Origin of the sequence: Leclercia adecarboxylata (assembly GCF_035787115.1) — a bacterium.
GTDB classification, from domain to species: domain Bacteria; phylum Pseudomonadota; class Gammaproteobacteria; order Enterobacterales; family Enterobacteriaceae; genus Enterobacter; species Enterobacter adecarboxylatus_E.
In genome coordinates, this window is sequence record NZ_JALKTL010000003.1 from 379,979 (window position 1) to 402,821 (window position 22,843).

General features: G+C 58.1%; 19 protein-coding genes. 4 read left to right on the forward strand and 15 right to left on the reverse strand.

The annotated features are described in order from the left end of the window. Positions 1-46 precede the first annotated feature (46 nt). The 4 genes from MXM41_RS12635 to hpaB form a co-directional block, all read right to left on the reverse strand. Entirely contained in the window at positions 47-1,810 is a 1,764-nt protein-coding gene (locus MXM41_RS12635) for a polysaccharide biosynthesis/export family protein (protein ID WP_325932311.1), read from the reverse strand. 17 nt (positions 1,811-1,827) lie between these two features. Next, on the reverse strand, positions 1,828-2,106 hold the full coding sequence (locus MXM41_RS12640) for a hypothetical protein (protein ID WP_325932312.1): 279 nt from the start codon (positions 2,104-2,106) through the stop codon (positions 1,828-1,830). Between the two features lie 585 nt (positions 2,107-2,691). Beyond that, positions 2,692-3,204 (reverse strand): 4-hydroxyphenylacetate 3-monooxygenase reductase subunit, encoded by a 513-nt coding sequence (locus tag MXM41_RS12645; RefSeq protein ID WP_325932313.1) that lies wholly within the window; start codon positions 3,202-3,204, stop codon positions 2,692-2,694. 17 nt (positions 3,205-3,221) lie between these two features. Continuing rightward, positions 3,222-4,784, reverse strand: a complete 1,563-nt coding sequence (gene hpaB, locus MXM41_RS12650) for a 4-hydroxyphenylacetate 3-monooxygenase, oxygenase component (RefSeq protein ID WP_325932314.1) — start codon at positions 4,782-4,784, stop codon at positions 3,222-3,224. A 905-nt stretch (positions 4,785-5,689) separates the two neighbouring features. Here hpaB and MXM41_RS12655 point away from each other — a divergent pair. After that, positions 5,690-6,145, forward strand: coding sequence for a hypothetical protein (locus MXM41_RS12655; protein ID WP_325932315.1), 456 nt, complete (start codon positions 5,690-5,692; stop codon positions 6,143-6,145). A 106-nt stretch (positions 6,146-6,251) separates the two neighbouring features. Here the strand turns inward: MXM41_RS12655 and hpaA are convergent, their stop codons facing one another. The 8 genes from hpaA to hpaG all read right to left on the reverse strand — a co-directional run bounded on the left by hpaA (position 6,252) and on the right by hpaG (position 14,267). Then, complete coding sequence (gene hpaA, locus MXM41_RS12660; protein ID WP_325932316.1) at positions 6,252-7,142, reverse strand: 4-hydroxyphenylacetate catabolism regulatory protein HpaA; 891 nt, start codon at positions 7,140-7,142, stop codon at positions 6,252-6,254. Between the two features lie 9 nt (positions 7,143-7,151). Beyond that, positions 7,152-8,504, reverse strand: a complete 1,353-nt coding sequence (gene hpaX / locus MXM41_RS12665) for a 4-hydroxyphenylacetate permease (protein ID WP_325932317.1) — start codon at positions 8,502-8,504, stop codon at positions 7,152-7,154. A gap of 17 nt (positions 8,505-8,521) precedes the next feature. After that, positions 8,522-9,319 (reverse strand): 4-hydroxy-2-oxoheptanedioate aldolase, encoded by a 798-nt coding sequence (hpaI, locus tag MXM41_RS12670; RefSeq protein WP_325932318.1) that lies wholly within the window; start codon positions 9,317-9,319, stop codon positions 8,522-8,524. 10 nt (positions 9,320-9,329) lie between these two features. After that, positions 9,330-10,133: a 2-oxo-hept-4-ene-1,7-dioate hydratase gene (gene hpaH, locus MXM41_RS12675; protein ID WP_325932319.1), complete on the reverse strand. Its 804-nt coding sequence runs from the start codon at positions 10,131-10,133 to the stop codon at positions 9,330-9,332. 150 nt (positions 10,134-10,283) lie between these two features. Further along, complete coding sequence (locus tag MXM41_RS12680) at positions 10,284-10,664, reverse strand: 5-carboxymethyl-2-hydroxymuconate Delta-isomerase (protein WP_325932320.1); 381 nt, start codon at positions 10,662-10,664, stop codon at positions 10,284-10,286. A 9-nt stretch (positions 10,665-10,673) separates the two neighbouring features. Further along, a complete protein-coding gene (hpaD, locus tag MXM41_RS12685) occupies positions 10,674-11,525 on the reverse strand; it encodes a 3,4-dihydroxyphenylacetate 2,3-dioxygenase (RefSeq protein WP_325932321.1) in 852 nt (283 codons plus the stop codon). A 1-nt stretch (position 11,526) separates the two neighbouring features. After that, positions 11,527-12,993, reverse strand: a complete 1,467-nt coding sequence (gene hpaE / locus MXM41_RS12690; protein ID WP_325932322.1) for a 5-carboxymethyl-2-hydroxymuconate semialdehyde dehydrogenase — start codon at positions 12,991-12,993, stop codon at positions 11,527-11,529. Next, on the reverse strand, positions 12,993-14,267 hold the full coding sequence (gene hpaG / locus MXM41_RS12695; protein WP_325932323.1) for a 4-hydroxyphenylacetate degradation bifunctional isomerase/decarboxylase: 1,275 nt from the start codon (positions 14,265-14,267) through the stop codon (positions 12,993-12,995). Before hpaG ends, hpaE begins: the two co-directional genes overlap by 1 nt. Positions 14,268-14,539: 272 nt before the next feature. On the opposite strand from hpaG, the gene hpaR reads away from it, so the two are divergent. Then, a complete protein-coding gene (gene hpaR, locus MXM41_RS12700) occupies positions 14,540-14,980 on the forward strand; it encodes a homoprotocatechuate degradation operon regulator HpaR (RefSeq protein WP_325932324.1) in 441 nt (146 codons plus the stop codon). A gap of 85 nt (positions 14,981-15,065) precedes the next feature. Further along, positions 15,066-16,730 (forward strand): methyl-accepting chemotaxis protein, encoded by a 1,665-nt coding sequence (tsr, locus tag MXM41_RS12705; protein ID WP_325932325.1) that lies wholly within the window; start codon positions 15,066-15,068, stop codon positions 16,728-16,730. Positions 16,731-16,801: 71 nt separating this feature from the next. Here the strand turns inward: tsr and MXM41_RS12710 are convergent, their stop codons facing one another. Further along, on the reverse strand, positions 16,802-18,163 hold the full coding sequence (locus MXM41_RS12710) for an MFS transporter (RefSeq protein WP_325932326.1): 1,362 nt from the start codon (positions 18,161-18,163) through the stop codon (positions 16,802-16,804). Between the two features lie 215 nt (positions 18,164-18,378). Continuing rightward, positions 18,379-19,293: a GntR family transcriptional regulator gene (locus tag MXM41_RS12715; RefSeq protein ID WP_325932327.1), complete on the reverse strand. Its 915-nt coding sequence runs from the start codon at positions 19,291-19,293 to the stop codon at positions 18,379-18,381. 148 nt (positions 19,294-19,441) lie between these two features. On the opposite strand from MXM41_RS12715, the gene MXM41_RS12720 reads away from it, so the two are divergent. Next, positions 19,442-20,464, forward strand: coding sequence for a zinc-binding alcohol dehydrogenase family protein (locus MXM41_RS12720; protein WP_325932328.1), 1,023 nt, complete (start codon positions 19,442-19,444; stop codon positions 20,462-20,464). Positions 20,465-20,543: 79 nt separating this feature from the next. Here the strand turns inward: MXM41_RS12720 and opgB are convergent, their stop codons facing one another. Beyond that, a complete protein-coding gene (gene opgB, locus MXM41_RS12725) occupies positions 20,544-22,835 on the reverse strand; it encodes a phosphatidylglycerol--membrane-oligosaccharide glycerophosphotransferase (RefSeq protein WP_325932329.1) in 2,292 nt (763 codons plus the stop codon). Positions 22,836-22,843: the final 8 nt, after the last annotated feature.

Consider the following 22,843-nt stretch of genomic DNA (forward strand, 5'->3'; position numbering starts at 1 on the left):
CGATATCACAGAACGGGCCCGCGTTGGCGCGAGCCCGCTTTGGGGGTTAATTCAGGACCACGTTGGCCGCCACGGCAACCTGATAGATGACCTGGGTGATGTCTTTGATGGACTGCATCATTTTGCTGTCCACTTTCGGCATGACCAGAATCTGATCGCCTGGCATGACATCGCCGCCGTCTTTAAACTCCATCAGCCCGTTGGCATGCACCACGGCAATGCGACTGTCGTTCGCGCGGTCGGTAAAGCCGCCCGCCCAGGCCACATAATCTTCCAGGCTGGCGCTTTTGTTGTAGACCACCGCCTGCGGCATCATCACTTCGCCACCCACCTGAATCAGGTCGGTCTTGTTCGGAATCACAATCTGGTCGCCCTGTTCCAGCAGGATATTGGCGATCACGCCCTTATCGGAAACCACCACTTTACCCAGCGGCTGAACCTTGCGGGCTTTTTCCACAAAGCGCATCACCAGCTCGGCCTCTTTGGTTCGAATGGAGGCTTCGCCGTCGGAGCTGGCAGGTGCGGTAAACACGCTGCGCTCCAGGCGGTTAAGGGAGTCTTCCAGCATCTCTTTCTGCCGCGCGGCCACGCTCTTACGCATGATGTAGATCGAGCCGTAATCCGCCATGTTCGGGTCAATCGGGATGTGGTTCAGCAGATCGTGCAGACGGGTCTCTTTACGCACGGTGAAGTAAGACGGCCCGCGGTAGCTGCCCATCACCTGCACGTCGTACACCTGCGCATGCATGTCGTCGTTGAACAGCACTTTGTCGCCGTCGCTCAGCTGAATACGGTCGAAATCTTTATACGGCATATAGACCGAGAACGGGCCGCTGGCGCGATCGCCAATCACGCCCACGTGGCTTACCTTGGCAAGGGGCAGGGCGTAGTCGATAAGTTCAGAACCCAGCGCGCTGCTGTTCTTCAACTCAAAGCGGAACGGGTTACGCACTTTACCGGCGACGTTGATCATCGGCCCCTGGGGTTCAACCAGGATCACGTCCTGATCTTTGAGGGACAGCTTCGGCATTTTGCCTCGCTGCATAAACTCGTACAGGTCGATCTGCTGGATGACGCGGTTCTGGCGTAACACTTTAATATGCCGATAGCTTCCACGGTCAGAGTCGATACCCCCTGCGCGTTTCAGGAAATATAAAACGCTGTCGGAAGATTGCCCGGCATATTGTCCGGGGCGGATCACCGGCCCGGTGACATATACGCTGACCGGCGTCGCGGTCAGTAAATTAACGTATACATTAACGTTATTAGTGAATACTTCGCTGATATGGCTGGTGACTAAATTATTCACCTTACTTGCCGCCACATTCTGCACATTAATCGGGCCAACGTCCGGAATGAAAATATTGCCCTGATTATCCACGGTCACGACGTTGGAGAAATTCACTGCGCCCCAGATCCAGATATTCAGCTTATCGCCGGGGGCGATCAGGTAATTATCGTTTAACCCGTCGCTGCGCTCGGTTTCATAGCCACCGGCAAACAGGTTGGCGCCGTAAGGAGGGGGCAGTCCGGATTCGGACTGCGGAAGTAACTTACGCACATCGGTCTCGCCCGGCAGTAACATGCCCTGGCGGTTTTGCTGCGTGAAAGTACCGGTGGTGGAGGAGGTGTTTGCCTGGCCGCTCATCGCTTGCTCGCCGCCAAGCTGCAGTCGGCCATCGCCGTTATCTGCCGGGGTGTTCATCCCAAAAGCCTGGGCTTCTTGCTGGGTGGGGGCGGCAAAGGACGCGCAGGAGACGCAAGCCAGCAACAGGACGGCACTCAATTGCCGTAATTTCGTTATCTTCACAACATTTCTCTTCAAAATTATTGTACGGCAAGCAGGTTACTGGCGGAGGCCTGTTCCAGCTGCGGTACCAGATACCAGGTATCACCGTTCTTGCAGGTCACACCGTGCTGCGACTGGTTGTAGTTGCGGTTACGCAGCAGTTCAATGCACTCCAGCCCCAGGGCGGAGACATAACGCTGGCCCAGAATATAGGTATTGCCATTGGCACTGAGCGAGGCGCCCTGAGGCAGTGTGTTCAGAGGTTGTTGCAGGTTGGCTGCCATAGCCTGAAGGTCGGTCGAAGCAGTCTGATTCACAAGCGGTCGGGATGCTTCAACCTGCTTCGGTGAATATGCACAGCCACTCAGCATGAGGGCGAGCGAAATCACCAGAAGGCATGTTACGTTCTTCATAAATCAATATTTTCCAACAAATTAATAACTGCAATGTGAAATAAAACGTTGATGGCATACAACCGCTTTTAATAGCTAAGCAGTTGATAAATCTTGCAGGTGCAGGAGCAGCAAAAAAACGCAGGCGTTAAGTAAGAACTTCCAAAAAAAGGGTAGGCTACCGCACGGAAAAGTACCATTCCGGTTAAAAAACGTGCAGATTTTAATGTGGTGACGCAGAGGTACTATTCAGTCAACAACTAATTTGTCTTTTATTATTCACCAAAATGTTTTCGTGTCGAAGATTACATAATTAGGAAGATTCTGTCATTTGAATTTCATTCAAACTGGACATCAGACACGCAAAAATAGCAAAAGCCTATTAACTCTGGTGGGGGCAAGAAAATTCTTTATCGACTATGTGAATGTATCGCGGTGAATTATTTCTAAGGTAAATTAAATTGAATAAAAAATAGCCAGCCGCGGAGGCGGCTGGCCGGGGGGAGGGAATTAAGCGGTTACTTCTTGTTCAATTAACACCGGATGAAATCTGCGCTTAAAGTAAATCAGCCCGTGTCCGTCCTCACTTAAGTGGATATGTTTGATTGCCACCAGGTAGACCAGATGGGTACCGATGGTCTGCACCTGACTAATCTCACCTTCCAGGCTTGCCAGCGCCCCGTTTAATACCGGCTGGGCCAGCACCCCTTTTTGCCAGCAGGAGAGGTTGAACCGCTCCTCCATGACCATGCCGGTCATCCCGGCAAAATGGCGCGCCATCAGCTCCTGTTCGTGGTTGAGCACATTGATGCACAGCTTGCCGTTACCCTGGAAAACCGGGTTCATGGCGCTGTTGGCATTCAGGCACACCATTACCGAGGGGGGCGTATCCGTGACCGAGCAGACCGCCGTGGCGGTGATGCCGCAGCGCCCGGCTTCGCCATCGGTAGTAATTACATTGACCGCCGCAGAGAGGCTGGCCATCGCGTCGCGAAAACGCAGGCGTTGTTCATCAGGTTGCATTTTGACCTCCCGCTGCCTTATTTCAGCAGCTTGTCCAGCAGGTTGATATCGGTATTGTTGTGCAGGTGTGGAACCGTCCAGCCGTTCTGGTCGTACTCAGACAGGCAGCGGTCAACCATCGCCATCATCTTGTCCATATTGCCGGAGGTCTGCGCCTGGCGCAGACACTGCAGGCGAATTTCGTCCTGGCTACCGGAGTAGTTGATCTCATACAGTTCGTGACGGCCACCAAACTCGCTGCCGATGGCGTCCCACATCAGTTTTAAAATTTTGATGCGCTCGACGTGGTCCATGCCGTTGGAGCCGCGCACGTATTTGGCCAGATATTTGTCGATCTGTGGGTTGTTGAGATCCCGGGCGCTGGACGGCAGGTAGATCAGGCCGCTGGTGACGTTGCGCTCGATAATGTTTTTGATCTTCGCGTAGGCCATTGGCGCCATCACGCGGTAGGTCTGCAGCGCGGCGTGATCCGGCAGGTACGCACCGTTCACCCAGGGCGTCGCTTCCGAGCACATGGAGTCACTCAGGGCCCAGAACATATTGCGCCAGGCCACCACTTCGCCGAGGTCGGCCTGTACGCCGCGGAACTCGGCGGTGCCGGTACATTCCAGCGACTTTTTCAGCAGACCGGTGATGAAGTCGAGCTTCACCGCCAGGCGCACGCAGGCCTGCAACGGATACATGCGGGCGAAGCCGCCTTCCATGGTCCAGCGACGGCAGCGGTCGAAGTCGCGGTAGATCAGCACGTTTTCCCAGGGGATCAGCACGTTGTCCATCACCAGGATCGCATCGTTCTCGTCGAAGCGGCTGGTGAGCGGGTAGTCGTAAGGAGAGCCGGTCGCGCCTGCCACCAGCTCGTAAGAGGCGCGGGAGATCAGCTTCACCCCTTCGGCATCCATCGGGGCGACAAACATCAGCGCGAAGTCCGGGTTATCGCCCATCACCTGCGCCGAGCCAAAGCCGATCATGTTGTAGTGGGTCAGCGCCGAGTTGGTGGCCACCACCTTCGCGCCACTGACGATGATCCCGGCGTCGGTCTCTTTTTCCAGCTTGATGTAGACGTCTTTTACTTCGTCGGCCGGTTTGTGGCGGTCGATCGGCGGGTTGACGATAGCGTGGTTAAAGTAGAGGCCGGTTTCCTGAATGCGGGTGTACCAGTTGCGGGCGTTCTGCTCGAACTGACCGTAAAACGCCGGGTTAGCCCCCAGGGCACAGCCGAAGGCGGCTTTATAGTCCGGGGTGCGGCCCATCCAGCCGTAGCTCAGGCGCGACCACTCGGCGATGGCGTCGCGCTGCTGGCGCAGGTCGCTGGCACTTTTCGCCACGCGGAAGAACTTATGGGTGTACCCGCCGCTGCCGGTATCGGTGTTCCAGCACAGGGTGTCCTGCATGTCGGGTTTGTGCAGCGCATCGTACAGTTGCGCGACCGAGGCCGCCGCATTGCGAAACGCCGGATGGGTGGTCACATCTTTTACGCGCTCGCCGTAGATGTAGATCTCACGGCCATCCTGCAGGCTTTTCAGATACTCTTCGCCGGTTAACGGACGGGTGGTGCTGGCGCGGAAATCTTCAGGTTTCATAGGGACCTCGTATCGGAAGATGGTTGTTAAATTTATGTGTTGTTTTTGTTGTTTAATTGAAGCGTGAGAGAGGCGGGTCGTGAAGGGACGATTGGGACAACGACGGGTACTTTTCGGGCGGGTGTGAGATTTGTGATCGGGGTGGGGTTGCCGGTTTGTTCCCTCTCCCCTTTGAGAGAGGGTTAGGGTTGCCGGACTGTTCCCTCTCCCCTATGGGGAGAGGGTTAGGGTGAGGGGAAACATGCGGCGCAGGTGGTAATTCCGTTCACTTCCAGAGCCGTGCTTCTCTGTTACTGCACAACCGGTGAACGTGCCAGGGTGGCTCAATCGCCACCACCCTGGCAACCCGGGCTACCGGCAAGAAAATCGCCGCTTCGCGGTGCCTTCGTCTTATTCCTTTCGGCTTTCGGGTCGGGCACCAGCCTGCATCCCTGCAGGCTATGCCCTCTCGGCGCGTCCCTGCGCCTCGCCCCGGCCTGCAGGAAACGACTCAGCGATTTTCAGCCGGACCAGGGTGCGGCTTCAGATTTGTTGCTTTTCGTGGCGTTGCAATCGCTGAATTAACTGCTCTCAAAATTCAGATTGGGCTGCTTCTGGAAGGAGGCTCGCAAAGTCCAAAGTAACCTGATGAAACACAGGGTTTTGTCTTTTTTTCCTCGATGTGGAGTCGTAAGGTGGCTGTGTTGCGGCGATAACCGCAGCCGGGCGTGAGAACCTGAAAAGTACGAAATAATGCGGTTTAAATACCGTATCAGCGTATATGTCGTTAAAATCACGGCGACGCTGGCGGGGCAACCTCAGGGTTGGCCGGATTTCGTATTGACCGGTTCTCACCCCCGTCAGCGTCACCACCTTGAGCGTGAGAACTCTTGTGGTGTTAATAAACAATACGAAAAGGTTATTTTATGAATAATATTCCAGCCCCGTCTTACTCCCACTTCGACGAAGACGTTATCCACCAACTTATCACCCAACCTCTCCCGGCTTCGGCAGATCTTTTCGAGGTGGCGGATGCGTGTGCCGCATTGGTCTGTGTCCTTATCGATACTCACGACGATGAAACGCGCAATGCACTTTGCGGACGTCTGTTACAGGCGTTAAACCAGCTTCGTTATCTGTGTGACGCCGATTTACCACCGCATCTCGTCGAGCAGCTAATCGCGGGTGAAAGCATGACGTCCTGCATGCCTTATTGCTGGCAGGAGACTGTCACGCCGGTGGAATATGCCCAGGCGCTGACCCAGGCATTATTGGCCAATACGCTGCCGCAGTCGGTGGCAAAAACGTTAACGGGGTTACTGCATGATCTGGTGAATCTGCTGGCGGAGTATGTGAGGGAGCCGTACCTGACGGTGCATTAATCCTGTGCGGTCTGCCTGCCGGGTGGCGCTTCGCTTACCCGGTCTGCGTGAGTGTGCCGGACCGTTCCCTCTCCCCTATGGGGAGAGGGTTAGGGTGAGGGGAAACTCACGACACCGGCACCTTCTGCGCGCGATACCGGCTCGGCGAACACCCCACTAACCGGTTAAAAAAGCGCGCAAAATAGGCCGGATCCTTAAATCCCAGCTGCCAGGCAATCTCATTGACCGCGCTGTCGGAAAAGACCAGCAGCCGCCTGGCTTCCCGTAGCTGGCGATCGAAAATCAGCCGTTTCGGCGGGCGGTTGGCGAAGCGGCGGCAGATGTCGGTCAGCCGCGATTCGGTGAGGTGCAGCTCGCTGGCGTATTCCGGTACCGTCCAGTGCTGGTGGAAGTGTGCATCAACCAGCTGGTTAAAGCGCTGAAACAGTTTCAACTCGCCGCGCATGCCGTTGGCGGCATGATCGTCCAGAGGGGCGTTACGCAGCAGCAGGGTGAATACCGCCTGCGCCAGCAGCGCCAGGGTGTGCTCCCGCCCGGCAAGCTGGGCGGTGGATTCACGTTCAATCAGCTGCCAGTAGTGGCTGAGCGCCGCCAGCTCATCCGGTTTATCGGCCAGCGACAGGCAGATGCCCGGCAGCCCGAAGGTCTCCCGGGTGCCGGGGTAGAGCACCTCCAGCAGCGGCCAGATCAGATCTTCGTGCACCGTCAGCACATGGCCGTCGCTGTCCGATTCGGTAAAAAACGCGTGCGGCACCGAGGGTGGGGTGAGGACAAACAGCGGCGCCTGCACCGAGTAACGGTGATCGTCCAGCTGGAGCTCGATCTGCCCGGTATCAAGAAAGTGCATCTGAAAATAGTGGTCGTGGCGATGGGCCTGCATATCGCGGCCAAAAAAGGCCGCCATGCGGGCAAACGACTGGTAATGCACATCGTCCGTACCCAGACTCTCGTCGTACTCTTTGCTGATGTCGATATTGGCGATCGGGCTCTGGCACATAACAACTCCTCAGTGGATCTTCTGCGCTGCCATGTCCGGCGCACTTTCCCGGCTCTCCTGGCGGGTCATCGGAATACGCGTCAGCACCAGCGCGCCCGCCACCAGCAGCCCGGCCACGAACCACAGCCCGGAGCTGAAGCTGCCGGTTGCGTCGCGCAGGATGCCGATCAACAGCGGACTGACGGCAGAGCCGACGTTGCCGATGGCGTTGATCACCGCCAGCGCCACGGCGCGGGACTGCAGGCTAATAACCTGATCCGGGGTGGTCCAGAAGATCGCCATGGCGGTAAAGGATCCGGTTGAGGCCATAATGATGCCAAGCAGCTGGATCAGGCTGTGATCGGTCGCCGAGGCCAGCATCCATCCCGCCGCCGCAAACAGGTACGGCAGGATGGTGTGCTTTTTTCGCTCTTTCAGCCTGTCGGAGCGACGGCTCCACCAGATCATCCCGAGAATGGTACAAAACTGCGGGATCGCCGCCAGCAGGCCAATCACGATATTGCTGCTGCCGGTGTTAAAGCTCTGCAGGATCTGCGGGGTCCAGATGTTGATGGCGCTGAGCGTGTTGGTCAGGCAGAAATAGGCTAGCGTGTAGAGCAGCACCGCCGGGGTTAATACCTCGCGAAGCGTCGAGCGCGGGGTGGCGGCGTGGGCGATGGCGTTCTCCTGCTCGCGGGCGATCATCGCTTTCAGGGTCTGTTTCTCTTCGTCATCCAGCCAGGTGGCCTGATCCGGCGTGTCGTTGAGGAAGAACCAGGTCACCACGCCGAGCACCACCGACGGCAGCCCCTCCAGCAGGAACAGCCACTGCCAGCCCTTCAGGTTCCACAGGCCATCCATCGCCAGAATGTAGCCGGAGAGGATCGAGCCCAGCATCATGGTCACCGGCATGGCGATCATAAACAGCGCGTTGGCGCGGGCGCGGTGATAAGCGGGGAACCACCAGGTGAGATAGACCAGGATCCCCGGCAGGAAACCGGCTTCGGCAATGCCCACCAGCATGCGCAGCACGTAGAGGGTCTCCGGGCTGGTGGCGAACATGGTGCAGGTCGAGGCGATGCCCCATACCACCATGATCCCGGCGATCCAGCGGCGGGCGCCGATCTTCGCCAGCATGATGTTGCTGGGGATCCCGCATAGCACGTAGGTGACGTAAAACAGGGTGGCGGCCAGGCCAAACATGGTAGAGGTGAGGCCCAGATCCTTGCCCATCGTCAGCCCGGCGAAGCCGATGTTGATGCGGTCGAGGAACGAAAAGACAAACAGAATAAAAAGAAACACGATCAAACGACGAAAAAGCTTATTAATGACGCGGTGTTCAACCGCTTTTTTATTATCAGGGTGCAGGGTAGAGGGGGTCATGGTGCGCTCCAGATCGTTCAGTAGACGGATTTATTGTTATTCACTGACGTAACCGGTTTATCGATAAAGCGTGCCGCCAGCGCTTCGGCGCTGCGGGCGAGCAGGGTGGTGTCCACCCCGACGGCGACAAACAGCGCCCCGAGTTCGAGGTAGCGTTTTGCCAGCGGTTCGTTCGCCATCAGGATGCCGGGCGCTTTGCCCGCGGCCCGGATCTGCGCGATGGCCTGTTCAATGGCGGCCTGCACCTCCGGGTGCTGCGGGTTGCCGGCAAACCCCATGTCGGCGCTGAGATCCGCCGGGCCGATAAACACGCCATCCACCCCGTCAACGTCCAGGATCTGCGGCAGGTTTTTCAGCGCCTCGCGGGTTTCAATTTGCACCAGCACGCACATTTCGTCGTTGGCCTGCTGCAGATAATCCGGAATGCGGTTCCAGCGCGAGGCGCGGGCCAGGGCGCTGCCGACGCCACGAATGCCCGCAGGCGGGTAGCGCGTCGAGCGCACCGCCAGCCGCGCTTCGTCGGCGTTCTGCACCATCGGCACCAGCAGGGTTTGCGCCCCCACGTCCAGCAGCTGTTTGATCTGCACCGGATCGTTCCACGACGGGCGTACCACCGGCTGGCTGGGGTAGGGGGCGATAGCCTGCAGCTGGGTCAGGACGGTCTGCACGCTGTTGGGGGCATGCTCGCCGTCGATCAGCAGCCAGTCGAAACCGGCGCCCGCCAGCAGCTCGGCGCTGTAGCTGCTGGTGAGTCCCAGCCATAAGCCGATCTGCGGTTGGCCTGCCTTCAGCGCCGCCTTGAATGCGTTTTCCATGTATGTCTCCTTACACAAAGCGGCAGCTGATGGAGCCCATGTTGCCGTAATCGACGTGGAAGGTGTCGCCCTTGCTCGCCGGGACCGGGCGGGTAAAGGAGCCGCCAAGAATGATCTGCCCGGGTTCCAGCTGCACGTCGTAAGGCGCCAGCTTGTTCGCCAGCCACGCCACGCCGTTGGCCGGGTGGTTGAGCACGCCTGCGGCGACGCCGGTCTCCTCGATCACGCCGTTGCGATAGAGCAGGGCGGAGATCCAGCGCAGATCCAGCTCGTCCGGGCGGATCGGGCGGCCGCCGAGGATCACCCCGGCGTTGGCGGCGTTATCGGAGATGGTGTCAAACACCTTGCGCGGGCGCTGGGTCTCGGGATCGATGTTGTGGCAGCGGGCGTCGATCAGCTCCAGGGCCGGGATCACGTAATCCGTGGCGTTATAGACGTCGAACATCGTGCAGTTCGGGCCGCGCAGCGGTTTGGCCAGCACGAAGGCCAGCTCCACTTCAATGCGCGGAACGATAAAGCGATCGGTGGGGATATCACTGCCGTCGTGGAAGAACATGTCGTCGAGCAGGGCGCCGTAGTCCGGCTCGCTGATCTGCGAGCTGGCCTGCATCGCTTTTGAGGTCAGGCCGATTTTGTGGCCTTTCAGCACCCGGCCTTCGGCGATCTTCAGGTTCACCCATTCGCGCTGCACGGCGTAGGCGTCGTCGATGGTGATCTGCGGGTAATCCAGCGAGATCGCGCGGATCTGCTCCCGGGTCTGTTCCGCCTGATGCAGCCGATGGGCGATCAGGGTATGGGTGTGTTTATCGAGCATGGCGATATCCTGTTTTTGCCGGGTGAGGCGTCGTGTTTGTTTTCTCCCTCTCCCTGTGGGAGAGGGCCGGGGTGAGGGGATCGGGCCGCAGAGATATCCCCTCACCCTAACCCTCTCCCCAAAGGGGCGAGGGGACTGGCCGTGCCGGTATTATTTAAATAACGCGTGCACGTTGTTCTGTTTGAAGTTCAGCGTCGGGTGCAGCTCGTCGATTTCAAACGACAGCGCCAGGTAACGCGCCGCCATCAGCCCGGCGAAATGGTCTTTAATCAACGCAAACAGCATCTCTCCCACCTGCTGACGGCTCTCCAGGCTGCGGCCGGCGCCGATTTTCAGCGTCATATGCACAAAGGCGTAGTCATGCTTACCGTCGGCCATCTGCCAGGTATCCACCCAGTGCGCGCGGCTGCGGATCCCGCCGAGGGGGAAGATCCCGGTGGCGGCCAGCGCCTCGTTGACGCGGGCAAACAGGCCCGGCAGATCCGCCTGCTCGCGGATGTTCTCGGTACATTCGACAATAAAGTGCGGCATGGGGCGTCCTTATGCGGGCAGAGGAAAAACGGCGTTAACCTGACCGGTGCCGGAACTCGGGAACAGTTCGGTGAGGAACTCCACCCTGCCGTCGTATTTGTCCCAGCCGAGCATGCCCAGCAGCATCACCGTGTCGTGCATGTTGCCTTCGCCGTAGCAGTAGTCGGCGTACTCCGGCAGCATGCTGCAAAACTCTTTGAACTGGCCCTCGCGCCACAGCTTCACCACCCGCTCGTCCATCTGGCGGTCGAACTCGCGGGTGTAGCTGTTCATTCCCTCTTCGGCGCGCTGGTCGTCAATGAAGCGGTGCGACAGCGAACCGCTGGCGAGCACCGCCACGGTGCCGTCATATTTCTCAATTGCGCTGAGGATGGCCTCGCCCAGTTTGCGGCTGTCGGCAAAGTCATGCACGGTGCAGAAGGCGGAAATCGACACCACTTTGAAGTGCTTATCCGCGTTCATGTAGCGCATCGGCACCAGGGTGCCGTACTCCAGCTTCAGGCTCGGGATGTTGTGCGCTTTGGCGCGCACGCCCTTTGCCACCGCTTCGTCGGCGATGAGCTGGCCCAGCTCGGGGTTGCCGTTGTAGTCGTAGGTCATGTCGCGGATAAAATGCGGCAGCTCGTTGCTGGTGTAGATGCCTTTAAAATGGTCCGCACAGTTGATGTGATAGGCGCTGTTCACCAGCCAGTGGGTATCGAAAACGATGATGGTATCGACGCCCATCTCGCGACAGCGCTTACCGATCTCTTTATGACCGTCGATGGCCCCCTGACGGCAGCCAAAGTTTTTGCCGGGGATCTCAGAGAGATACATCGACGGAACGTGAGTGATTTTTGCTGCTAACGCTAACTTGCCCATTTCACACCCCCCATTTCGGGATCGGATGGTCGCCCATTGAGATACAGACGTTTTTCATTTCGGCGAACACTTCAAAGCTGTACTCACCGCCTTCGCGTCCGGTGCCGGAAGCCTTCACGCCGCCAAACGGCTGGCGCAGGTCGCGCACGTTCTGGGTGTTCACGAACACCATGCCCGCTTCGATCCCACGTGCCAGACGCAGCACTTTGCTGACGTCCTGGGTCCAGATGTACGACGCCAGGCCGTACTCCACGTCGTTGGCCAGACGCAGCCCTTCCGCTTCATCCTTAAACGGCAGCAGGCAGGCCACCGGGCCGAAGATCTCCTCCTGGGCCACGCGCATGCGGTTATCGACATCCGCCAGCACCGTCGGGCGCAGGAAGTTGCCGCCGCGCAGGTGCGCAGGCAGGTCGGTCGGTTTGTCCGGGCCGCCCGCCAGCAGGGTGGCGCCCTCTTCAATACCAAGGCGGATATAGCCGGAGACTTTCTCCCAGTGTTGCTGGCTGATAAGCGCCCCGACCTGGGTGTTCGGATCCGTCGGATCGCCCACCCGCAGGCGGTTGGCGCGCTCGGCAAAGCGCTTCACGAACTCCGGGTAGATGCTCTGCTGAATAAAGATGCGTGAGCCGGCGGTGCAGCGTTCGCCGTTGATGGAGAAAATGGTGAACAGGGCGGCATCCAGCGCGCGTTCGATATCGGCATCTTCAAAAATCAGCACCGGGGATTTGCCGCCCAGCTCCATGGAATACTTCTTCAGCCCGGCGTTTTTCATGATGTTGTGCCCGGTGGCGGTGCCGCCGGTGAACGACACGGCGCGCACGTCGTGATGGCGCACCAGCGCGTCGCCCGCCGTGGCGCCGTAGCCCTGCACCACGTTCAGCACGCCCGCCGGAATACCCGCCTCCAGCGCCAGCTCGCCTAAGCGGTCAGCGGTTAACGGCGACAGCTCCGACATCTTAAGCACCGCGGTATTGCCCAGCGCCAGGCAGGGCGCGACCTTCCAGGTGGCGGTCATAAAGGGCACGTTCCACGGCGACACCAGGGCGCACACCCCTACCGGCTGCACCAGGGTGTAGTTGAGCATTTTGTCGTCGACCGGGTAGGTCTTGCCGTTCATCTGCTGGCACACCTCGGCAAAGAACTCGAAGTTGTGCGAGGCGCGGGGAATGAGCACGTTTTTGGTCTGGTGGATCGGCAGACCGGTGTCGGCGGTCTCCATGGCGGCGATATCCGGCACGTTTTCGTCAATCAGCTCGCCCAGACGGCGCATCAGGCGCGCGCGCTCTTTCATCGGCAGGTTGGCCCATTTCGGGAACGCCGCTTTTGCCGCCTCTATCGCCTGGTTGATCTCCTCTGCGCCGCCGGAGGCCACCTCCGCCAGCACCTCGCCGGTGGCCGGGTTGGTGGTGTGGAAGTAGTCGTTACCCGCCACGTTTTTGCCGTTGATCCAGTGGTTAATCTTTTTCATTACTTTGCCTCCTCGCTGACAATCCGGTTGACCAGACGGCCAACGCCTTCCACTTCCACCACCACTTCATCGCCCGGGCGCACGTCGGCCAGCCCTTTCGGCGTGCCGGTGGCGATCATGTCTCCCGGTTGCAGGGTCATAAATTCGCTTAAGTACGCAATCAGGAACGGGATGCTGAAGATCAGATCCGCCGTGGTCCCTTGCTGGCGCAGTTCGCCGTTCACGAAGGTGCGCAGGGTGAGGTTGTGCGGATCGGGGATCGCCGCTTCCGGCACGATGTTGGGAGAAATGGGCGTTAATCCGTCGCGGCTTTTCACCCGCAGGTTGGGGCGGTAGTAGTTTTCCAGGTAGTCGCGGATGGCGTAGTCATTGCAGACCGTATAGCCCGCCACGTAATCCATCGCCTCAGCTTCACTGACCTTACGCGCGGTTTTACCCATGACCACCACCAGCTCCGCCTCGTAATGCATGTATTCAACGTTGTCCGGGCGTACCGAGGTCTGGTTGTCGCCGTTGAAGGTGTTCGGCGCTTTGATAAAGACCAGCGGTTCGGTGGGTGGCCTGAAGTCCAGCTCGCTGGCGTGATCGGCATAGTTCAGGCCAAGGGCAAAGAGCGTGGGGTGAGGGTGGGCACCCTGAACGACGGCGACGTCGCGTTCCTCGACCACCGGGTTTTCCAGCGCCGGGAAACCTTCTGCCAGAATGCGCACGCGATCGCCAGGCTGGAGCGGCACGCGCGAGTGCGGGGTGCCGAGCAGGATCGCGTCGCCGGGGTTAAGCGTTGCAAACTCGCTCAGGGCGCTCAGCAGTTCAGCGGCGTTACGCTGGAGATCGGCGGTGTTCCAGTGGTCTGCTTCGCGACCGTTGATCTCGGTGATGATGGTCAGGTTATCCACGTTGTCGACGGTGGCGAGTTCACCCAGCGGACAAAATCCGTCCCGGCATTTGGCTTTGATCGCCGGGCGGTAGAAGCTCTCTTCCGGCAGGCTGACCTCGTTGGCCAGCGCGTAACCGGCGATGTACTCTGCCGCCTCGTCCGGGCGAACGCGGGTCGCGGTTTTGCCGACAATTAACGCCACCGTCGCGCCGCTCAGCACCTGTTCCCCGTCGGGGTACGGAATGGCATCGCCAGCGCGGATCAGGGTATTGCGTGGTTTGATAAACCAGACGGCGGTTTTTGGCGGCGTGTTGTAAGGGGGTTGGTTAAATGCGTCGCGCCAGGCGTCGAGCTGGCTGCGGTGATTGAGCGCCACCGCGAAAACAGTACCTTTCATTCCTTTCTCCTCTGGCCCGCATACCGGGTTTTGAGTTCATTAATATGTTAATGAATAGGTTTTAGCCCCTCGCTATGCGTTTGGCAAACGGAAGTAAATAATTTGTGATATTGATAACAATAAATTCACAATAAAATAATGTTGTCTTTATAAATCAATGGATTATGTTTTTTATGTGATTTCTGTTAGACTTTTTTACCGCGCTGCTGGTGCGCGGACGCAGCGTTATGCATTGATTGTTTTGTTATTAATGATATTGAGGTGGGAGCGCCATGCACGACTCGTTAACTATCGCACTACTCCAGGCGCGGGAAACCGCGATGACCTTTTTTCGCCCGATAATCAAGCAGCACAATCTGACGGAGCAGCAGTGGCGGATCGTGCGCGTGCTGGCGGAACATCCGTCGATGGATTTTCATGACCTGGCGTTTCGCACCTGCATTCTGCGTCCGAGCCTGACCGGGATTTTGACGCGCATGGAGCGCGACGGGCTGGTGCTGCGCTTAAAGCCGCTCAACGACCAGCGCAAGCTGTACGTGTCCCTCACCAGAGAGGGCACCACGCTGTATGAACGCGCCCAGGCGCAGGTGGAAGAGGCCTATCGGCAGATTGAGGCGCGCTACACGCCGGAGAAAATGCAGCAGCTGACGGCGCTGCTGCAGGCGTTTATTGCGCTGGGTGATGGGCAGGCTGCCAGCCAGGAAGAGGAGTAGATCTCTGCATTCATCAACACAATTTCCGTAAAGTTTTCCTTTTCCAGGCCGAAAATTCTGTACCTGTCTGGTGGAATGAGAACTCATGTTAAATCGTATCAAGATTGTTACCAGCTTATTGTTGGTATTAGTAATTTTTGGCCTTTTACAGCTCACATCCGGTGGTCTTTTCTTTAATGCCCTGAAGCATGACAAAGAAAACTTCACCGTTCTGCAAACCATTCGTCAGCAACAGTCCACGCTTAACGGCAGTTGGGTAGCGTTGCTGCAAACCCGTAACACCCTGAACCGCGCGGGTATCCGCTACATGATGGATCAGAACAATATCGGCAGCGGCGCGACCGTGAACGATCTGATGCAGATTGCTGCGGCTTCCCTGAAGCAGGCGGAAAAGAACTGGGCGGATTACCAGGCTCTGCCGCGGGATCCGCGTCAGAGTGAAGGCGCCGCGCTGGAAATCAAGCGCACCTACGATATTTATCACGGTGCGCTGGCGGAGCTGATCCAGCTGCTGGGGGCAGGCAAGATCAACGAGTTCTTCGATCAGCCGACCCAGAGCTACCAGGACAGCTTTGAAAAAGAGTACGTCAACTATCTGCAGCAGAACGACCATCTGTACCAGACCGCCGTGGATGACAGCAACAGCTCTTACAGCCAGGCTATCTGGATCCTGTTAAGCGTGCTGATCCTGGTGCTGGTGGTGATTGTCGGCGTCTGGCTGGGCATCCGCCACGCGCTTATTTCTCCGCTGAACCGTCTGACCGACAGCATTCGCCATATCGCCGGCGGCGACCTGGTGAAACGCATCGAGGTGGAAGGCTCTAACGAGATGGGCCAGCTGGCCGATACGCTGCGCCATATGCAGGCTGAACTGATGCGTACCGTCGGCGACGTGCGTAACGGCGCTAACGCCATCTACAGCGGTGCAAGCGAAATCTCCATGGGTAACAACGATCTCTCCTCCCGTACCGAGCAGCAGGCGGCCTCGCTGGAAGAGACCGCCGCCAGCATGGAAGAGCTGACCGCCACCGTGAAGCAGAACGCCGAAAACGCCCGTCAGGCGAGCCATCTGGCGCTGAGCGCGTCCGAGACCGCGCAGAAAGGCGGTAAAGTGGTGGATAACGTGGTGCAAACCATGCGCGACATCGCCGGCAGTTCGCAGAAGATTGCCGACATCATCAGCGTGATTGACGGTATCGCCTTCCAGACCAACATCCTGGCGCTGAACGCGGCGGTAGAAGCGGCGCGTGCCGGTGAACAGGGTCGTGGTTTTGCGGTGGTAGCCGGTGAAGTCCGTAACCTGGCGCAGCGCAGCGCCCAGGCCGCTCGCGAAATTAAGAGCCTGATTGAAGACTCCGTCGGTCGCGTTGAAGTGGGCTCCACGCTGGTGGAAAGCGCCGGTGAGACCATGGGCGAAATCGTCAGCGCGGTGACCCGTGTGACCGACATCATGGGTGAAATCGCCTCTGCCTCTGACGAGCAGAGCCGCGGTATCGACCAGGTGGGTCTGGCGGTGGCCGAGATGGATCGCGTGACCCAGCAGAACGCCTCGCTGGTGCAGGAATCTGCGGCGGCAGCGGCAGCGCTGGAAGAGCAGGCGAGCCGCCTGACGCAGGCGGTGGCGGTGTTCCGTATTCAGCAGGAGCAGCAGAATGCCCGTGCGCACGCGGCGGTGAAAACCGTGGTGTCGCCGGTGACGACGCGTAAAGCGGTCGTTGCCGACAGCGGCGATAACTGGGAAACCTTCTGATGTAAAAAGCGCCCTGTTCAGGCAGGGCGCTGTTTTTGCCGGGTAAGCGTAGCGCCACCCGGCAATACCACTTACTGCTGACGCGGATCGTCAATGGGTTTCCGTACCAGCACAATATACGCCAGCGCCCCCAGCGCCGTGACGCAGCCGCAGATGATCAGCGCCAGGCGGAACGAGTGGGTGGTGTCGACGATAAACCCGGTGACAATCGGCGCAAACGAGGCGCAGATAAAACTGGCGAAGTTCTGAATGCTGCCCACCGAGGCGGTCATACGTGATGCCACGGCGACGTGGATCAACCCCCAGCACGACGTTCCCGCAAAATGGATGCAGAACAGCGCCATCCCAATCAGCAGTACCGCACTCATGGCCGTTGTGGCCTCTGGCACCACAAAGGTGAAGGCCGCTGAACAGAGCATCCCGCTGATAATACAAAGCTTACGGCTACGCACTGGCGCGATCCCGCGTTTGACCAGCGCGTCGGTGGTGAAGCCGTTTACCAGCATTCCGGCCGCACCAAACAGAAACGGAATGGCCGCCATCAGGCCAGTACTTTTCAGATCCAGGCTATAGGCCGTTTGCAGATAGCCCGGCAGCCAGGCCAGATAAAGCCATGCGGTGTAGTTGATGCCGCTGAAGCCCAGCATCATCCCCCACATGGTGCGGTTGCGAAACAGACTACGCCATTCAGCGAAACTCAGCGGATCGCGGCGAGTGTTGACGCTGCCGGCATTCAGGTACGCCTGCTCGACGCCGCTCAGCGCCAGCTCCTCGCGGTTGCGATAGAGCATATACCAGCCAATCGCGAGGAAAATGCCCAGCACGCCGATGGTGATAAACATGCCGCGCCAGCCCATCACCAGCATCATTGCCGCCAGCAGCGGCGGGCTGATAGCCACGCCGATGGTCGAAGCGGCGTTAAAAAAGCCCATCGGACGGCCACGCTCTTTGATGTTGAACCAGTCGTTGATTACCTTTACGCCACAGGGGTTCATCGGCGCTTCGCCAATCCCCATCCCGATGCGCACCAGCACAAACTGGGTAAAGCTGTGTACCATCCCGGACAGCGCCTGGAACAGCGACCAGACAAACATCCCCAGCCCCAGCATCAGCCGCGGGCCTTTGCGATCCAGCAGCGGGCCGCAGGGCAGCTGGGCGATACCATACGCCAGCGAGAAGACCGACAGCAGGGCACCAATCTCGGTAGCGCTGAGACCCAGCTCCTCGCGAATGGTGAGATTCGCTACCGACAGCGAGCTGCGATCGAGGTAATTAATCACCGCGGCAAAAAATAATAACAGCATTGCCGTCGTCTGGATGCGCTTAATACGTGCCGAGCGCTGAATAGACCCTACAGGCGGCAGGGAAATATCCACCGTTTGCTCTTTGTCGAAGGTGGTCTGCGGGTCGAGGGTTATATTGCTTTTTTCCACGCCGGACTCCTGAATAATTTAACGTTAATCTCTCATGTATTTATTTGAGAAATATTCATAACGACAAGTGATGGAATAATTGCATTCATCACTCCTCACCAAAAACAACAACCAATAAGTCGACTTCTGGTGAGCATAGGCAGGCGCAATTTTCCCGCCCGGGCCTTTTTACGGAAGCGTGCTGTCGTTAAAGATTTGCTGTTTTTAATCGGTACTTAATAAAAGACCGTCGCGCTCTGATTAATGGAGCGGATCATCGACTGCTTGGCGGTATGCAGGTGATTACGCATTGCCAGATTGGCATCCAGATCGTTGCGGCAGATTAGCGCGCTGAGAATGGTCATGTGCTCATCGATGGCGATAATATTGCGCTGCTTGAGATCGCTCTCGTCCCACTGGTAGTGGAAATGGAAGATGAACGAGATGATCTCCAGCGACTGGTTGAAAAAGATATTGTTGGCGGCGGAGAGCAGCAGAGAATGGAAGTCGCGATCCAGGCGCGAGAACTGACGGAAACTGTCGCCGATGCTGTCGCGCAGGGCACGATGTTCCTCCAGCAGGGTCCTGGCCCGTAGCCAGCGCGGGTCGCTGTCAGGCAGGTTGAGAAAATGCTGCAGGGCATGGGTTTCCAGCATTTCGCGCAGCTCGAACAGCTGTTCGGCCCACGACTGGTCGAACTGCTTCATCCGCCACTGGCCGCGTTTTTCACTCTCGATCAGGTTGTAGCGGCTGAATTTAAGTAAGTACTCCCTCACCACCACGGGGCTGACGCCCGCCGTCCGCGCCAGCTCCAGCTCGGAAAAGGCCTCCCCGGCGCGCAGTATGCGCTGGTTAATCATGGCTAAAAAACTCTGCTCAAAAAGCCGGGTCTGCTCCGCCAGCGGCGCGACCTCACAGCTAAAGCCATCACTGGCGTCGGGCTTGCGGGCAATCACATAGTCATTGTTCACCCGCGTCAGCACGCCACAGTCGCAGAGGTGGGCCTGGATGTGGCGCACGGTGGTGCGACTGATGTTATACATCTCCGCCAGCGCGCTTTGTGAGGGCAGCGGCGACGGGATGTGGCCCCTTGCCATATCGTCGATGACCTGGTTAATCACGTTATGACGCAAATTTTGCGAACGACTCATGTACGATTCCTTATGGCAGAGAAGGGGGCATTAAAACCCTATTTAAAACGGCTTTATGCGCGGCAATTCACAAATCCATTTATTGCCCACCCGTTATTTTCCATTTTCATCAATATCTGAAACGACAAAAGAACGGGAGAGCGAAAAGATGACGACGATGAATACGCTGGTGTGCAAGGAGCCAAAAAAATTAATTTGGGAGACGCGGGCGATCCCATCTCCCCGGGATGACGAAGCGCTGATAAAAATAAAAACCGTGGGCATATGTGGAACCGATATACATGCCTGGGGCGGCAATCAGCCTTTTTTTAATTATCCCCGGGTGCTTGGGCATGAAATATGCGGAGAGGTTGTCAGGCCAGGAAAAAATATCCGCACGCTGCATCAGGGCCAGCAGGTGGCGGTTATTCCCTACGTGGCCTGCCAGCAGTGTCCGGCCTGCCTGAGCGGTAAAACGAACTGCTGCGAGGCCATCTCGGTGATCGGCGTGCATCAGGACGGCGGGTTTAGTGAGTATCTGTCGGTGCCGGTCAGCAACCTGCTGCCCGCAGACGGGATCGACCCCGAGGCGGCGGCTCTCATTGAGCCGTTTGCGATAAGCGCACATGCGGTACGCCGGGCGGCCATTCAGCCGGGAGAGCAACTGCTGGTGGTGGGCGCCGGGCCGATTGGACTGGGGGTGGCGGCCATTGCCCATGCAGATGGCGCCCAGGTGGTGGTTGCCGATACCAGCCCCGCCCGACGAGAGCATGTGCAGCGCTGTCTGGGCGTGCACACGCTCGATCCCTCGGCGGCCGATTTTACCGACCAGCTGCGGGCGCAATATAGCGGAGCCCTGGCGCAAAAGGTGATTGATGCCACCGGCAATCCGCAGGCGATGAACAATACCGTCAGCCTGATCCGCCACGGCGGCACCATTGTCTTTGTCGGGCTGCACAAGGGGAATCTGCAGTTCTCCGATCCGGAGTTTCATAAAAAAGAGACCACCATAATGGGGAGCCGCAACGCCACCGGGGAGGATTTTGCCAAAGTCGGACGGCTGATGGCCGAAGGAAAACTGACGGCGGAAATGATGCTGACCCATCGCTATCTCTTTCGCGAGCTGGCGGAGACTTACGAGCCAGAGGTGATTAATAATCGTGGTCTGATTAAAGGCGTGATTGCGTTTTAAGTCTTGCCATGCAGCGCCCGGGGAAAGGTGGGGCGCTGTTTTTTTATTGCGAAGCGGGAGAGGCGGGCCTCTCCCGGACTTAACCTTCCGCGTTAACGACTTTGATTTCCACCATACCGATCCCAAGCTGGCGCGGAGAGTGGCCGAGAATATTCCCCTCGTTAGTGGACTCCGGCGCAGGCGGGACAATCACCAGCGTGCTGCTGCGCGATGGATTGTCGAAATGCAGCGTCGTGGTGGTAACTTCTTTCCCCAGCGTCAGGGTTTGCTCTTTATCGCCAATGCGCACCGGAACCGGCTTGTTGACGTTCGGCCCCCAGGCTTTGGCGGTGATCACCAGGTCAAATTTCGCCGGCAGCGGCTGGTTATATTCGATCTTCACCTCATTACCCAGCTGGGCGTTTGACCAGCGTCCCCAGGATTCGGGGCGGGAAATGCCGCTGAACTGCTTCACCTCTTCTGGCGCACCGGCCACGTTAAAGACAAAGCTGTCGGCCTTGTAGCGAATATCGTTGTCAGACACTTTCAGCATATCGACGTTGCGCTTATAGCGATCGGTGCTGATCACCGTATCCTTAAACGCCGTCTTGCCCTTCCACTGCGCTTTATCAACATGCTGCACGCTCTGTTCGCCGCCCAGTTGGCCCTGAGAAACGCACCAGTCGGTAGAGAGCGCCAGCGGCTGCGACCAGAGCTGACCCATTTTGTAGCAGCGATCGACCCAGACGAAGTTATCCCGCGGGGCAAAGTCCGCCAGCTGGTAGCGCAGCGGGGCTGAGTATTCGCTTTCCGGCAGCGGTTCAACCCGCTTATCAGAGACGCGCAGCAGCAGCGGCAGCCGGAAATGGCTGCCGGAGAAGGCGATCATGTTTTTCTGGCTGTCGATGGTGAAGTCTTTCAGCTCTTTCGGGAAGTTCCACAGACGAATGACGTCCGGTTTCCACGCCAGCACTTTTTCCTTTATGTTGAGGAACACCTCGGACAGCGACTGCCCGGAGAGGCTGCTGCGGCCAAGGCCGATAAAGTTGTCCCCGCCGAGGATATCCAGCACCGTGGCGCCGTTATCCATGGTGTTGCGCTTCACGGCCATCACCTCCTGCTGCGGCTTATCGCCACGCAGGATAAAGAACAGGTTGCTGCGATCCTGCTTGTTCAGCGCATCCCAGGCGGTGTTTTTCATTGCCAGATGGTCGGAAGAGACCACAATCACCGTGTTTTTAAAGTACGGCGAGGCTTTGATTTTTTCGATCAGCGCCGCGATATGCTCCTGGCTGCAGCCTACCGCGCTGAAGGACTGATTAGGTTTGCCGTCAATGGCATAGCTCTTGCGCTGACAGGTGCGGGAGATAAAGCCGTCCGGGTGGTGCGTGTCCACCGTCAGGGCAAACAGGGAGAAGCGTTTGCCGGACTTTGACAGCTCCTCAAATTTTTTCCAGGTTTCATCCAGCACCGTATCGTCGTAAAAACCCCAGTCGTTGCGGTAGGCCGGGTCGGCAACGAGGGTTTTTAACTCCTCAGCGCCATACAGGTGATCGAAGCCGTGGGATTTGAGGAACACGTCTTTGCCGGCAAAGCGCAGGTTGGCCCCCTGCATGAAATAGTTCTGGTAGCCGGAATTTTTCAGAATATCGCCGAGGCAGATATTCTGCGGGAAGAAGCTGGAGACCGACGCCGAGGCGTTGCCTTCAAACGGCGCGAACAGCGGAATGCCGCACTGGGAGGCAACCATCCCGGCGATGGTATAGTCGGTACCGGGCAGCTGCGCCGTGTGGCTGAAATCGATCCCTGCGTTTTTGATGGCGCCCAGTTCCGGGGCAAGATCCGGGAAAGCGTCATTATTAAAATAGGTCCGCTCCAGGCTTTCGCCATAGATATAGACCAGATTGAGCTGCGGATTTGGAATCGTTTTGCCCGGCTCTTTGTAATACGCCGCAAAATCAGGATCGCCATCGCGGGATTGCGATTTCACCAGCTCGGTGATCTGGTGAAACGCCGGACTGGCATCCACCGAGGCGAGAGCCAGCACCAGCGCCAGCAGGCTGTAGCCGAGATGGTGGGGATGATGGCGACGGCGGCGCAGGATCCAGCCCAGCAGACCGAAAACAACCACCAGCGCAACCACCACGCCCACTCCAGGAAGTATGTACTTACTAACTCCGGCGCCGGTCAGGCTGTTGGTCAGGGTATAGAGGACGGCATCGTTAATGCCATCGCCGGTAAAGTAGTCACTGGCATAGAGAGTAATGTTCAATACGACAAAAAGCCCCAGCACCAGAAGGGTAGCGGCAAACCACCAGGTGTTACGACCCGCTTTGCGGGAATAGATAACGACCGAGGCGATAAACAGGGCAACGGAAATAAACTCTGACAACAGCTTAT

Excerpts from the sequence above, each read along its gene's own strand:
- tsr (WP_325932325.1), top strand. The coding sequence starts at position 15,066 with ATGTTAAATCGTATCAAGATTGTTACCAGCTTATTGTTGGTATTAGTA.
- MXM41_RS12645 (WP_325932313.1), bottom strand. The coding sequence starts at position 3,204 with ATGCAACCTGATGAACAACGCCTGCGTTTTCGCGACGCGATGGCCAGC.
- hpaE (WP_325932322.1), bottom strand. The coding sequence starts at position 12,993 with ATGAAAAAGATTAACCACTGGATCAACGGCAAAAACGTGGCGGGTAAC.
- hpaA (WP_325932316.1), bottom strand. The coding sequence starts at position 7,142 with ATGTGCCAGAGCCCGATCGCCAATATCGACATCAGCAAAGAGTACGAC.
- hpaX (WP_325932317.1), bottom strand. The coding sequence starts at position 8,504 with ATGACCCCCTCTACCCTGCACCCTGATAATAAAAAAGCGGTTGAACAC.
- hpaH (WP_325932319.1), bottom strand. The coding sequence starts at position 10,133 with ATGCTCGATAAACACACCCATACCCTGATCGCCCATCGGCTGCATCAG.
- hpaD (WP_325932321.1), bottom strand. The coding sequence starts at position 11,525 with ATGGGCAAGTTAGCGTTAGCAGCAAAAATCACTCACGTTCCGTCGATG.
- hpaB (WP_325932314.1), bottom strand. The coding sequence starts at position 4,784 with ATGAAACCTGAAGATTTCCGCGCCAGCACCACCCGTCCGTTAACCGGC.
- hpaI (WP_325932318.1), bottom strand. The coding sequence starts at position 9,319 with ATGGAAAACGCATTCAAGGCGGCGCTGAAGGCAGGCCAACCGCAGATC.
- MXM41_RS12680 (WP_325932320.1), bottom strand. The coding sequence starts at position 10,664 with ATGCCGCACTTTATTGTCGAATGTACCGAGAACATCCGCGAGCAGGCG.
- hpaG (WP_325932323.1), bottom strand. The coding sequence starts at position 14,267 with ATGAAAGGTACTGTTTTCGCGGTGGCGCTCAATCACCGCAGCCAGCTC.
- MXM41_RS12715 (WP_325932327.1), bottom strand. The coding sequence starts at position 19,293 with ATGAGTCGTTCGCAAAATTTGCGTCATAACGTGATTAACCAGGTCATC.
- hpaR (WP_325932324.1), top strand. The coding sequence starts at position 14,540 with ATGCACGACTCGTTAACTATCGCACTACTCCAGGCGCGGGAAACCGCG.
- MXM41_RS12720 (WP_325932328.1), top strand. The coding sequence starts at position 19,442 with ATGACGACGATGAATACGCTGGTGTGCAAGGAGCCAAAAAAATTAATT.
- MXM41_RS12655 (WP_325932315.1), top strand. The coding sequence starts at position 5,690 with ATGAATAATATTCCAGCCCCGTCTTACTCCCACTTCGACGAAGACGTT.